Below are 11803 nucleotides of genomic sequence, written 5' to 3' on the forward strand. Positions count from 1 at the left end.
TCCGTCCTACCCGGCTGACACCGATCCATGCCCCGGACGCACCTACCCGCGAGGGGGCTCAGTCCGATGCTGACGCAGAGGTGTCGACCTCGATCCCCTTCCAGAACGCGATGCGGCCCGCGATCCGACGGGCCAGTGGTGAGGGGCGGCGATAGGTGAAGGCGCCGTCGGGGACGACTCGTCCGTCGACGTGGACGTCGTAGTAGCTCGCGACTCCCTTCCAGGGACAGACACTGGTGGTGCTGCTGGGTTCCAGCACTCCTGCGGGGATGCTGGACAGAGGGAAGTAGGCGTTGCCTTCCACGGTCACGATGTCGTCCGATGTGGCGACCAGGCTGCTCCCCAGGCGCGCCGAGGTCCGTGTGGTGCGTCCCAGCGTGCCCAGCAGCCCCAGGGCCGTGGCGATGGCCGCACCACCGACCGAGAGGATGAGCGCCTCGACCACGGGGTTGGCAGTTCCTGTCCACGTGGGACCGTCCAATCGACCGGCCACCGACAGGGCTCCCGTGAGCGCCACGGCAATGCCGAGCCCGCCGCCACCCGCGAGCAGGATACGGCGTCGGCCCGCTCGACCACCCGGTGACGTGGTGTGGCCGGCGATCCACGGCCACACTGCGGCCAGGACGAAGGGGGCGACGTGCCATGTGGTCGTCGGCCGCCACGCGGCGAGCAGGGTCCACACCACCGCCACCACGAGTGTCCAGAGGAGTCCCGGGCTGGGCGTTCTCCGCGGACTGCCGCTCCCATCGCGACCCCCCGCTGATGGCAGATCGGGGTGATAGTCGGGGTCAACTGTCCTGATCGCGGCGATGACTTCTCTTGCGGACGGGTTGACGAGGGTGCGATCACCCACGAAGACGGTGGGCACGGTCTCGTCGCCACCGGTGGCCCCGCGCACCCGGGCAGCCGCGGCCGTCGAGGACCAGATGTCGTGCTCGGTGGTCGCCACCCCGGCGCGACTCAGCTCCCGGCGCAGGGACCCGCAGAACGGGCAACCGGGCCGCCACATCACCTCAACGTCGGGTGGGGTCGCGCTCTGGGTCATTGTGGTCCTCTGGTGCGGTGGGGGGAGAAGGAGGTGTCAGCGCGCGCGCTTGGCGAACATGACGAGGATGACCCCCAGGAAGAGCCCGAAGATCAGGTGCTCGACGAGGAAGGTGCCGTAGCCGACGAGCTCGGCCATGTTGGTGATCTGGTCCCCGCTGTTGAAGAGGGCGGCGGCCAGGGGGAGTCCCACGAAGGAGCTGATCACAAAGACGAGAGCGCCCCAGATGACGGCAGCCGCGACCAGTGCCATCCCGCGGACCCGGGTGAGGCGGGCGAGGACGGCGAAGCCGACGCCGTACATCGCGCCCACCATCATGTGGACCAGAGCCCCGACGAGGGCAGGGCCGGCGAAGAACTCGAAGATCGACCCTCCCGCGGTCGCGCTCTTCATCGAGGCCATCATGTCGGCGGGAGAGATGAACACGGACGCGATGTGGTACAGCGGGGTGAAGAAGCCAGAACCTTGGTAGGTCGCGGCGGCGATCATCGCGTACGCGGCCATCATCAACGAGGCGATGACACCCGCGACGGCGCCCAGCGACGCGGCACGGGTGATCGTGGTCCCTCTGGTCGAGGCGTGGGGCGTGGTGGTGGTGCTCATGGTGTCCTCCGGATGATGTCGTGTCGATCGGACGATCTGCCAAGGGAACCCGGCAGCCCGCTCTGAGCATCCCGGGGCCGAACGTGTCGCGCGGCCCGTCGGTGGCGTCCGTTGAGCGGGCGTGGTCATACGCTGGACGGATGAGCGAGCGGTTGACCTGGGGCCGGGCTCATGAGGCGCGTCGTGAGCGGACCGGGTGTCCGCCGTGGCACGGCCTGTCGGAGGCCGCCGTCATCGTGCTCTGCGGGGTCACCGTGCGTACTGCACTGCCGGTCGCGCTCGTGGTCGGCACCTTGCTGTCCGTGGTCAACCAGGGCGCCACGATCGCCGACAGTGGCCTGACGCCGGACGTGGGGATGCGGGTCGGTTTCAACTACGCAGTCCCGTTCGTGGTGTCCAGCATCGGATTCCTGGGTGCTGGCCGGAGGCGGCCGGACAGCGCAACCCTGTCGGGGGACGGCACCCAATCACGGTGAGGCCCTATGAGACGCGCCTCGACCGACATGCGCGGGTAGTCACCCGAGTGAGCTCACGTGGGGGCCCCGGCGGCGCGGTCCTCGGCGACGTCCGGATGGGTGTCGTGCGAAGCCAAGGTGGTGCGCACATCGACCTCGGAGTGGAGGGTGCGATGCACAGGGCACTGGTCTGCGATCTCGAGGAGTCGCTGACGCTGCTCGTCGTCGAGATCGCCGGTCAGTCGGACCGTGCGCTCCACCCGGTCGAGTTGCCCGGCTCGGGTCTCGCACTCCGCGCAGTCCGCAGCGTGCATCCGGGAGTGGCGCAACGAGACGCTCACGCTCTCCAGCGGCCAGCCCTTGCGGGTCGCGTACATGCGCAAGGTCATCGAGGTGCAGGCCCCGAGTCCGGCGAGCAGCAGGTCGTACGGCGAGGGACCCGTGTCATGGCCGACCGGGGTGGGTTCGTCGGCATTCAGCAGGTGTCCCCCTGCCGTGATGCGTTGGCCGTAGGGACCCCGGCCGTTCTCGGACACGACCACCAGGCCTTGCTCGGCGTCAACGCCAGCGGGAGCCGCGGCGTCGGGCGCGCCGGTGACCTCCTCGTCGAGATACCTGCTTGCCCAGGCCGCCAGCACCGAGGCGGCGAAGCGGGCGTCGGCGGCCCGCGTGAGCAGGTGGTCGGCGCCGTCGAGGGAGACGAAGGACTTGGGGTGGCGGGCCGCGTCGAAGATGCTGCGAGCGTTGTCGACGCCGACCGTCTCGTCGACGGGGGAGTGCATCACCAGGAGCGCGGCGCCCAACCGGCTGATCCTGTCGGTCTGGGGCTGGTGGGAGATGTCCTCGAGGAACTGCCGACGGATCCGGAATGTCCGGGCGGCCAGGCACACCTCTGCCTCCCCGACCTCCTCGATCTCGTGGCGGCTCTCAGCCAGAAGCTGCATCAGGTGTTCGGTGTCGGCCGGTGCCCCGATGGTGGCGACAGCGCGCACTTCGGGGATGTGTTGGGCGGCCGCGAGGACGGCCGCTCCGCCGAGGGAGTGGCCGATGAGGATCGTGGGGGCCGTGTGGGTGTCGCGCAGGTAGTCCACCGCGTTGACCAGGTCGGCGACATTCGAGGTGAAGTTGGTGTTGGCGAAGTCCCCGCCGGAGCCGCCGAGACCGGTGAAGTCGAAACGCAGCACTGCAATGCCGAAGTCCGTCAGCGCGTTCGCGATCCGTGAGGCGGCCAGCACATCCTTGCTGCACGTGAAACAGTGCGCGAAGAGCGCGAACGCCTGTGGCTGACCATCCGGCAGGTCCAGCCGGCCCGCCAGTGGCGTCCCACCAGAGCCCGGGAAGGTGACCTTCTCGCTGTGCATCCGTCGCACTTCCTCTCTGCCGCCGGAGGTTCCCGCAGCTGGATCGGGAACCCGGTGACGGCAGGGCGGGATTCCCCAGGGCCCACCGCGGTCACCACGAATCCGCCGCAGGCAGATCCGCCCACGGCAGAGGGCCTCGTGGAAGTCGGTCTGAGTCAGGGCACGAGGTAGTCGCTGTCGCGGGCGTCGGTGAGTGCCATCATCCCCGGGGCGTGGGCGATGGCGAAGGGCGGTCGTGACTGCATCACCGCCGCCTGCGGTGTCACGCCGCACGCCCAGAAGACCGGGATCTCACCCGGGTGGATCGGCACGGCATCGCCAAAGTCGGGGGAGTCGAGGTCCTCGATCCCCAGGTCTCCCGGGTCGCCGATGTGCACCGGTGCCCCGTGGACGCTCGGGTAGCGGGAGGTGATGCGCACCGCGGTGGCGACCTGGTCCGCGGGCATCGGGCGCATGGAGACGACGAGCGGCCCGGCCATGGCGCCAGCGCCACGGCAGGCGCGGGTGGTCCGGTACATGGGCACGTTGCTGCCCACCTCGAGGTGTCGCACCGGGACGCCGGCCTCGACGAGTGCCGCCTCGAAGGTGAAGCTGCACCCGATGAGGAAGGCGACAAGGTCCTCGCGCCAGAGGTCACGCACGTCCGGGACCTCGGCGACGAGGATGCCCTGCTCGTAGACCCGGTACCCGGGCAGGTCCGTGCGCAGGTCGCCGGAGAAGATGCTCGAGGCGGTCTCGCCCGGTTCGGTGACGTCGAGGACGGGGCAGGACTGCGGGTTGCGCTGCGCGAAGAGCAGCATGTCGTAGGCCCGGTCCCGGGGCACGGCGATGAGGTTGGCCTGCGTCCACCCGGCGGACCAGCCGGAGGTCGGCACCCCCAGACCCCCGCGGAAGAGCGCACGCGCCTCCGGTGGTCGCAGGGTGGTGGCGTCGGTGGGAGGTTCAGGAACCATGGGGCCCCCCGTCGGCGAGCACGAACCGCAGTCGCTGGCCCGGCTGGGCCTGGGCCGCGAGGCCGATGTCACCGGCGACGACGACGGCGATGACCGGGTAGCCGCCCGTGACGGGATGGTCGGTGAGCAGGAGCGTCGGCTGACCCGTGGGCGGCACCTGCAGAGCGCCGGTCACCATGCCCTCGCTCGAGAGCTCACCGTCGCGGGCCCGCTCCAGGACGGGTCCGGACAGCCGCATCCCCACCCGGTCGCTCTCGGTGGTCACCTCGTAGGTGGCGCCGAGCAGGTCCTCGAGGGCCGAGGGGACGAACCAGTCCTCCCGCGGTCCGGGGACCACGCGCAGTGACACCTCACCCGAGGTGGGCAGGCCCACCGGGGCCACCTCCACCAGGGGCGGGGAGTCCGGCGGTGGACCGACCGGCAGCCGGTCGCCGACCCGGGGGACCGCCGGTCCGAGACCCGAGAGGGTGTCGGTCGAGCGGGACCCCAGGACGGGGGACACGTCGATCCCGCCACGCACGCCGAGGTAGGCGCGCAGGCCGGAGGTGGCCGGGGCCAGCCGGAGGGTGGCACCGTCCGGGAGCCACGTCACGGCGGCGTGACCGACCGGGGCGGCGTCGATCGTCATCGCGCACGCGGCCCCCGTGAGGACGACGAACATCCCCCCGTGCGCGCGCACCTCCAGCCCGCCGAAGGTCACCTCCAGTGCCGCAGCGTCATCGGGGTTGCCCAGGAGCCGGTTCGCCAGGCGCAGGGAGGCCCGGTCCACGGCGCCGGAGGTGCCGACACCGAGCGCCCCGAGCCCGAGGCGCCCGAGGTCCTGGACCGTGACCAGCGATCCGGTGGCGAGGATCTCCAGGCCGCGGGGAGCCCCCTTCGTGCCGGGCGTGGTCACCGGTCCTCCACGAAGCGCACGCGCCGACCGGGCACGAGGAGCGCCGGCGGGTCCCGCTCGATGTCCCACAGCTGCAGTGGGGTGTGTCCGATGAGCTGCCACCCGCCCGGCGACTCCCGCGGGTACACGCTGGCGAACTCACCGGCCAGGGCGACCGACCCGGCCGGGACGCGGGTGCGCGGGTTGTCACGCCGGGGCACCTGCAACCGCTCGTCCCCGCCGACCATGTACCCGAAGCCCGGCGCGAAGCCGCAGAAGGCGACGGTCCACTCCCGGCCCGTGTGGGCATCGATCACGCCACGCTCGCCCAGCCCGGTCAGCCGGGCCACGTCGGCGAGGTCCGCGCCGTCGTAGACGACCGGGATCTCGATCCGCTCGCCGGCGGCCCGCTCGTGGGCGCCCACGGTGATCCCGGACACCGCACGGGAGAGCCGGTCGACGTCCGTGCGCTGCGGGTCGAGGGTCAGCAGGAGCGTGTTGGCCGCGGGCACCATGTCCACGACTCCGGCCGGTGGGTGGTCGTCGAGCTCGGCGTACAGGGAGAGCACCTGCTCGAGGTCGGCCAGCTCGACGAGCAGGCCGGTGTCGGCGCACGGCAGCAGCCTCATGGCGTCGCCTCCGGGACGGGGACCTCACCGACGAAGGGGGTGACCTCCACCCCGGCGGCGGACAGCCCCGCACGCACCCGGCGGGCGATCTCCACGGCGCCGGGGCTGTCCCCGTGCACGCACAGCGAACCGGCGGGCGCCGCGACCGTGCTGCCGTCGACGGCCTCCACCACACCGTCGGTGGCCATGCGCACGCACCGCCGGGCGATGGCATCGGGGTCGTGCAGGACCGCGCCCGGCTCCCGGCGGGAGACGAGCGTCCCCTCGGGGGTGTAGGCACGATCGGCGAAGGCCTCGCCGACCGTCGTCAGACCGGCCGCGTCGGCCAGCCGCAGCCAGGCCGAGCCGGGCAGCCCGAGGACGGGGAGGGTGGGGTCGTACTCGACGATCGCGGCGACGACGGCCGCGGCCTGCTCCTCGTGGTGGACGATCGCGTTGTACAGCGCCCCGTGCGGCTTGACGTAGCGCACCCGGGTGCCGGCCACCTTCGCGAAGCCCTCGAGTGCCCCGATCTGGTAGATCACGTCGTCGGTGAGCTCCTCCGGGACCATGTCGATGAAGCGCCGCCCGAATCCCGCGAGGTCGCGGTACCCGACCTGGGCGCCGATGGCCACGCCCCGCTCGGCGGCCCGCTCGCAGCTGTGCCGCAGCACCGAGGCATCGCCGGCGTGGAACCCGCAGGCCACGTTGGCGCTGGTGACCACCTCCAGCATCGCGTCGTCGTCCCCGAGCGTCCAGCGTCCGAAGCTCTCACCGAGGTCGGCGTTGAGATCGATGTGCATCGTGCTCCTCCTCCTGTCGTCCCTGCTCACTGCCACAGCTCGCTGATCCCGCCGAGCGCCTCCCAGCCGAGGTACAGCGCCAGCACCCACGTGGCGAGGCCGAACAGGCCCAGCCACCTCGGGTAGCGGTACCCGTGGAGGAGGTCCTTGCGGCGCAGCGCCACCCAGACGATGAAGCCGAGACCGAAGGGGAGGATCAGGCCGTTGAGCGCACCGGCGAGGACGAGCAGCGTCACCGGGGGCTGGCCGATCCCGACGTAGATCACGCTCGAGATGATGATGAATCCGACGACGACCCAGTTGCGGTGGGTCGAGAGCCAGTCGGAGAAGGTCGCGAGGAAGGAGACGGAGGTGTAGGAGGCACCGATGACGCTCGTGATGCTCGCGGCCCAGAGGATCACGCCGAAGACGATCACGCCGGCGTCACCCAGGGCGTTCTCGAAGGCGGAGGCCGTGGGATTGCCCTCGGCGAGCTTGACGCCACCGGCGACCACGCCGAGCACCGCGAGGAAGAGCACGACCCGCATGACGGCGGCCACGAGGATGGCCAGGACCGAGCCGCGACTGATCTGCCCGATGCGCTCCGGGCCGGTGATCCCCGAGTCGATCATCCGGTGCGCGCCGGCATAGGTGATGTACCCGCCGACCGTGCCGCCGATGAGCGTGACGATGATGAGGAAGTCGACCTCCTCCGGCAGCACCGTCTGGCGCAGGGCCTCGCCGACCGGCGGTGCCGAGGTCACCGCCACCCAGGTGACCATGGCGATCATCGCCACGCCGAGGACGACGACGATCCGGTCCATGGCCACGCCGGCCTTCTTGCTGAGGAAGATCGCGATCGCGATGAGTGCGGAGACGGCACCGCCGACGGTGGTGTTGGCGCCGAGCATCGCATTCGCGCCCAGGGCCGTTCCGCCGATGTTGCCGATGTTGAAGACGAGGCCGCCGAAGATCACCAGCGCGGCCAGGACGTAGCCCGCGCCGGGGACCACCTTGTTGGCGAGGTCCTGGGCGCGCAGCCCGCTGACGCCCAGCACGCGCCACACGTTCAGCTGGACGGCGATGTCCACGACCGTCGACACGAGGATGGCGAAGGCGAAGGCCGCGCCGAGCTGGGCGGTGAAGACCGTCGTCTGGGTGATGAACCCCGGGCCGACGGCGCTGGTCGCCATGAGGAAGACCGCGCCGAGCAGCGCACCCTTGCCCGCGGTCGTGGCCGTCTGCGTGACGGTGGAGGTGCTGGAACTGTTGTCCGGGCGTGGAGCCTGGTCCATGGTCTCTCCCTGGTCGGTCCGGCGGGACCACCTCGGTGTGGCGCCCGGCACACCGACCGTAGTGATTGTTCAACAATCCCGCAATACCCCATGGTGCGTACACTCGGGCCATCACCGCGACGAAGGGGGACGGGATGGCGGCAACGCAGTCCGACTGGTTGGCATCGTTGGAGTCCGAGCGTGGCTCGATCGGCGGCACGAGCGCGTCCGAGCGGGTGGCCGGCGCGCTGCGCACCCGGATCATCGAGGGCGAGCTGCGTCCGGGAACCCGCCTGTCGGAGGAGAAGATCGGCGGGGCACTGGGCGTCTCGCGCAACACTCTCCGTGAGGCCTTCCACGTGCTGGGCCACGAGCGGCTGGTCGTCCACGAGTTCAACCGCGGTGTCTTCGTCCGCGCGCTCGACGCCGACGACATCCGCGACCTGTACCGCTACCGACGCGTCCTCGAGGGCGCGGCGATCCGTCAGGCCGCCGTCGACGAGCCGGACCTCACCGCTCTCGAGGCGGCGGTGGTGGAGGGTGAGCTGGCCGCTGCGGCCGAGGACTGGGTCGCTCTCGGGAGCGCCAACATGCACTTCCACCGTGCGCTCGCCGCCCTGGCGGGCAGCCGCCGGGTCGACGAGGCGATGCAGCAGGTCCTCGCCGAGATGCGACTGGTCTTCAGCATGATGGCCGACCCGCACACCTTCCACGCGCCCTACCTGGTGGAGAACCAGACGTTGCTGGACCTGCTGCGCCGGGGCCGGTACGAGGCGGCGCAGACGGCGCTCGCGCACTACCTCGACCTGGCCCAGGCCCAGCTGCTGCAGGCCGCGCAGGCTCCCTCGCGCTGAGGCGCCCGCGTCAGGAGGCGGTGGCGCCCTTCGCCTTGGCCTGACGGCTGCGGACCGCGAGGAGACCCCCGCCCACGAGGGCCGAGATCAGCGAGCCCAGCAGGACACCGATCTTCACGTGCTCGTCGGCGACGCTCGAGGCTCCGTAGGCCAGCTCCCCGACGAGCAACGAGACGGTGAACCCGACGCCGGCGACGAAGCCCATGCCGATCATGTCGGGCCAGGTGAGGTCGTCGTCGAGGTGGAAGGCGGGCAGTCGGCTCAGCAGGAAGGTCGTGGCGAAGATGCCGACCGGCTTGCCGACGAAGAGCCCCGCGATGATGCCCAGGGTGATGGGATCCTGCATGGCGGTCCGCATGCCCTCGAGCCCACCGACGGTGACACCGGCGGAGAAGAAGGCGAAGACGGGGACCGCGACGAGCGTGGAGAGGACCCCCCACTGGTCCGCGAGGTAGGCGGTAACGCCGTCGTAGATCGGTTCCCCGTCCTCGGTGGTCGAGGACTGGATCCGGTGGCGCTCGGTGGCGACGACGGGCACGACGAACCCGAGGGCCACGCCGGCGACGGTGGCGTGGATGCCGGACGCGTGGACGAGTGCCCAGGTGAGGACGGCGAGCGGGGCGATGAGCCACCAGGTGATGATGCCCCGCTGGACCAGCACGGCGAAGATCGCCAGCGGAACGAGGGCCAGCCCGAGCAGCTCGAGGTGGAGCCCCTCCGTGTAGACGATGGCGATGATCGAGATCGCGATGAGGTCGTCGACGATCGCGAGCGTGAGCAGGAAGACCCGCAGGGCCGGGGGGAGGTAGCGCCCCACGACGGCGAGGACGGCCACGGCGAAGGCGATGTCCGTCGCTGTCGGGATCGCCCACCCCCGCATCGCTCCCTCGGAGTCCGAGGACATCGCGATGCCGGCGAAGATCAGGGCCGGGACGGCGACCCCGCCGAAGGCGGCCGCGATGGGCAGCGCGGCCTTGCGCGGGTTGCGCAGCTTGCCGGCGACGAACTCCTCCTTCAGCTCGAGTCCGACCACGAAGAAGAAGATCGCCAGGAGACCGTCAGCGGCCCAGGTCCCGATGCTCAGGTCGAGGTGGAGCGCGTGCGGGCCGATGGTGAAGTCGCGGGCCGCGGTGTAGGCGTCGACAGCGGGGGAGTTGGCGAGGACCAGGGCGATGACCGTGGCACCGAGCAGCAGGGCGCCACCGACGGCATCGCTCTGGGCGGTTTCGTGGGCGCCGCGCCACAGCTGGTGCGGGGCGAGATTGCTGGGCTTTGATGGCAACGGATTGGGCACGGGCTGACCTTGTCTTCGACGTGGTTCGTTCGGGGGGTGTGCCGTCGCTAGGACGGGTGGGCGGCCCAGTCCGGGGAGGGCGGGCAGCCGGCGACCTCCCCGTGCGCGTTGGTGCCCCACGTGCTCGTCCACCCGGTCGTCCCGGGGTGTCGCACGGTCCGCATCAGCGCCCGCATGATCGTGACCTTCGCCAGCAGGCGAGGGTGCGCGGGGGCTGGGGTGGTGGGACCGGTCACCCGCTGAGTCTAGGTGTCAGGGCAGGTCGAACAGGAGGAGCGGGGGAGGTCGGCGGGTCACCTCTTCTGCCGAGGGCTCGGATACCGGTGACGCCGTTCGCCCCACGCCGGTGCATGGAATCGCAACGCCCGGGTAGGAACACCACGACCGGACACACCACGAAGGGAGCTGGACATGACGACCCCCCAGGAGAGGACGAGTCGACGCATCGCCGTGCTCGTCGCTGCGGAAGGCATCGAGCAGGTGGAGCTGACGGATCCCTGGAAGGCGCTCACCGAGGCCGGCTGGGAGCCCGTCCTCGTCTCGCCGGAGAGCGGGAGCGTCCAGGCCTTCAACCACCTGGAGGCGGCGGACACCTTCCCGGTCGACCAGACGGTGGCGGACGCAGACGTGCGGGACTTCGCCGGCCTGCTGCTGCCGGGAGGCGTGGCCAACCCGGACGCCCTGCGGCTGGACGCCCCCGCCGTGGCCCTCGCGCGGAGCTTCGTCGAGCAGGACCGACCGGTGGCGGCGATCTGTCACGCGATCTGGGTCCTCGTCGAGGCCGACGTGCTCTCCGGACGACGGGTGACCTCCTTCCCCAGTCTGCAGACCGATGTGCGCAACGCCGGTGGCACGTGGGTCGACGAGGAGGTCGTGCGCGACGGGCGCCTCGTGACCAGTCGCAAGCCCGACGACATCCCGGCCTTCACCGCCGCCTTCCTCGAGGTGCTCGGAGCCGACGATCATGCCTGAGCGCGAACCCGAGCCCAGTGTCAAGGACGATCAGCTCTACGAGCGGCTGCGGGACGAGGGCGACAGCAAGGAGAAGGCTGCGCGCATCGCCAACGCCGCTGCCAACTCCTCCCGCTCGCAGGTCGGGCGCCGCGGCGGAGAGTCCGGCTCCTATGACGACTGGACCGTCGCCGACCTCACCCAGCGTGCGAGGGAGCTCGGGGTCCGGGGACGATCGCGCATGACCAAGGACGAGCTGATCACCGCGTTGCGCAACCACTGAGCACGACGAAGGGGGCGGACCACGCGGTCCGCCCCCTTCGTCGTGCAGCGAAGATCAGTCCTCGGTGAGCACCGGGTACACCCCGTGCTCGTCGTGGACCTCACGCCCGGTGACCGGGGGGTTGAAGACGCACGCGCAGTGGATCTCCTCCTCGACGGTGACGGTGTGCTTGTCCGCGTCGTCGAGCAGGTACATCGTGCCGGGCTCGAGGACGAAGTCCTCGCCGGTGTCGCGGTTGGTCAGCGTGCCCTTGCCCTGGTAGACGTACACGCACTCGACGTGGTTGGCGTACCAGAATTCGGACGACGTCCCCGCCTTGAGGACCGTGATGTGGAAGCTGAAGCCGACCTTGTCCTTGGCCAGGACCATCCGGCGGCTCTGCCAGTTTCCGTGCACGACGTCCTGCTCGGTTCCGTCGAGGTCGTCAAGCTTGACCACCTTCATGGGTGTCTCCTTCGTGTGATGT

At 70.7% G+C, this 11803-nt stretch carries 15 protein-coding genes; 4 read left to right on the forward strand and 11 right to left on the reverse strand.

Features of this window, described 5'->3' with window-relative positions:
- Nucleotides 1-58 precede the first annotated feature (58 nt).
- Together ACR9E9_RS10815 and ACR9E9_RS10820 are read right to left on the reverse strand one after the other, a co-directional pair.
- On the reverse strand, nucleotides 59-1045 hold the full coding sequence (locus ACR9E9_RS10815) for a DUF427 domain-containing protein (protein ID WP_435198491.1): 987 nt from the start codon (nucleotides 1043-1045) through the stop codon (nucleotides 59-61).
- A gap of 36 nt (nucleotides 1046-1081) precedes the next feature.
- Nucleotides 1082-1648, reverse strand: coding sequence for a hypothetical protein (locus ACR9E9_RS10820; protein WP_435198492.1), 567 nt, complete (start codon nucleotides 1646-1648; stop codon nucleotides 1082-1084).
- Between the two features lie 140 nt (nucleotides 1649-1788).
- On the opposite strand from ACR9E9_RS10820, the gene nrtS reads away from it, so the two are divergent.
- Nucleotides 1789-2124: a nitrate/nitrite transporter NrtS gene (nrtS, locus tag ACR9E9_RS10825; RefSeq protein WP_435198493.1), complete on the forward strand. Its 336-nt coding sequence runs from the start codon at nucleotides 1789-1791 to the stop codon at nucleotides 2122-2124.
- Nucleotides 2125-2177: 53 nt separating this feature from the next.
- On the opposite strand, the gene ACR9E9_RS10830 is transcribed toward nrtS, so the two are convergent.
- The 6 genes from ACR9E9_RS10830 to ACR9E9_RS10855 form a co-directional block, all read right to left on the reverse strand.
- Complete coding sequence (locus ACR9E9_RS10830; protein ID WP_435198494.1) at nucleotides 2178-3464, reverse strand: bifunctional alpha/beta hydrolase/OsmC family protein; 1287 nt, start codon at nucleotides 3462-3464, stop codon at nucleotides 2178-2180.
- Nucleotides 3465-3619: 155 nt separating this feature from the next.
- Nucleotides 3620-4417, reverse strand: a complete 798-nt coding sequence (locus tag ACR9E9_RS10835) for a putative hydro-lyase (protein ID WP_435198495.1) — start codon at nucleotides 4415-4417, stop codon at nucleotides 3620-3622.
- On the reverse strand, nucleotides 4407-5312 hold the full coding sequence (locus ACR9E9_RS10840; protein ID WP_435198496.1) for a biotin-dependent carboxyltransferase family protein: 906 nt from the start codon (nucleotides 5310-5312) through the stop codon (nucleotides 4407-4409). Before ACR9E9_RS10840 ends, ACR9E9_RS10835 begins: the two co-directional genes overlap by 11 nt.
- Nucleotides 5309-5920, reverse strand: coding sequence for a 5-oxoprolinase subunit PxpB (gene pxpB / locus ACR9E9_RS10845; protein WP_435198497.1), 612 nt, complete (start codon nucleotides 5918-5920; stop codon nucleotides 5309-5311). The genes ACR9E9_RS10840 and pxpB overlap by 4 nt, the downstream gene beginning before the upstream one ends.
- Nucleotides 5917-6702: a LamB/YcsF family protein gene (locus ACR9E9_RS10850; RefSeq protein WP_435198498.1), complete on the reverse strand. Its 786-nt coding sequence runs from the start codon at nucleotides 6700-6702 to the stop codon at nucleotides 5917-5919. Before ACR9E9_RS10850 ends, pxpB begins: the two co-directional genes overlap by 4 nt.
- Before the next feature lie 26 nt (nucleotides 6703-6728).
- On the reverse strand, nucleotides 6729-7976 hold the full coding sequence (locus ACR9E9_RS10855) for an NRAMP family divalent metal transporter (protein ID WP_435198499.1): 1248 nt from the start codon (nucleotides 7974-7976) through the stop codon (nucleotides 6729-6731).
- A 134-nt stretch (nucleotides 7977-8110) separates the two neighbouring features.
- Between ACR9E9_RS10855 and ACR9E9_RS10860 the strand changes: the two genes are divergently transcribed.
- Nucleotides 8111-8809: a GntR family transcriptional regulator gene (locus tag ACR9E9_RS10860; protein WP_435198500.1), complete on the forward strand. Its 699-nt coding sequence runs from the start codon at nucleotides 8111-8113 to the stop codon at nucleotides 8807-8809.
- A 10-nt stretch (nucleotides 8810-8819) separates the two neighbouring features.
- Here the strand turns inward: ACR9E9_RS10860 and nhaA are convergent, their stop codons facing one another.
- Nucleotides 8820-10103, reverse strand: a complete 1284-nt coding sequence (gene nhaA, locus ACR9E9_RS10865) for a Na+/H+ antiporter NhaA (protein ID WP_435198501.1) — start codon at nucleotides 10101-10103, stop codon at nucleotides 8820-8822.
- 47 nt (nucleotides 10104-10150) lie between these two features.
- Nucleotides 10151-10339, reverse strand: coding sequence for a hypothetical protein (locus ACR9E9_RS10870; RefSeq protein WP_435198502.1), 189 nt, complete (start codon nucleotides 10337-10339; stop codon nucleotides 10151-10153).
- Between the two features lie 175 nt (nucleotides 10340-10514).
- Here ACR9E9_RS10870 and ACR9E9_RS10875 point away from each other — a divergent pair, with 175 nt between their 5' ends.
- Together ACR9E9_RS10875 and ACR9E9_RS10880 are read left to right on the forward strand one after the other, a co-directional pair.
- On the forward strand, nucleotides 10515-11075 hold the full coding sequence (locus ACR9E9_RS10875) for a type 1 glutamine amidotransferase domain-containing protein (RefSeq protein ID WP_435198503.1): 561 nt from the start codon (nucleotides 10515-10517) through the stop codon (nucleotides 11073-11075).
- Complete coding sequence (locus tag ACR9E9_RS10880) at nucleotides 11068-11337, forward strand: DUF7218 family protein (RefSeq protein ID WP_435198504.1); 270 nt, start codon at nucleotides 11068-11070, stop codon at nucleotides 11335-11337. Before ACR9E9_RS10875 ends, ACR9E9_RS10880 begins: the two co-directional genes overlap by 8 nt.
- A 54-nt stretch (nucleotides 11338-11391) precedes the next feature.
- Here ACR9E9_RS10880 and ACR9E9_RS10885 read toward each other — a convergent pair whose 3' ends face one another.
- Nucleotides 11392-11781: an ectoine synthase gene (locus ACR9E9_RS10885; protein ID WP_435198505.1), complete on the reverse strand. Its 390-nt coding sequence runs from the start codon at nucleotides 11779-11781 to the stop codon at nucleotides 11392-11394.
- Nucleotides 11782-11803: the final 22 nt, after the last annotated feature.

Source organism: Janibacter sp. GS2, from assembly GCF_051200835.1.
In the GTDB taxonomy this organism is placed as follows: domain Bacteria; phylum Actinomycetota; class Actinomycetes; order Actinomycetales; family Dermatophilaceae; genus Janibacter.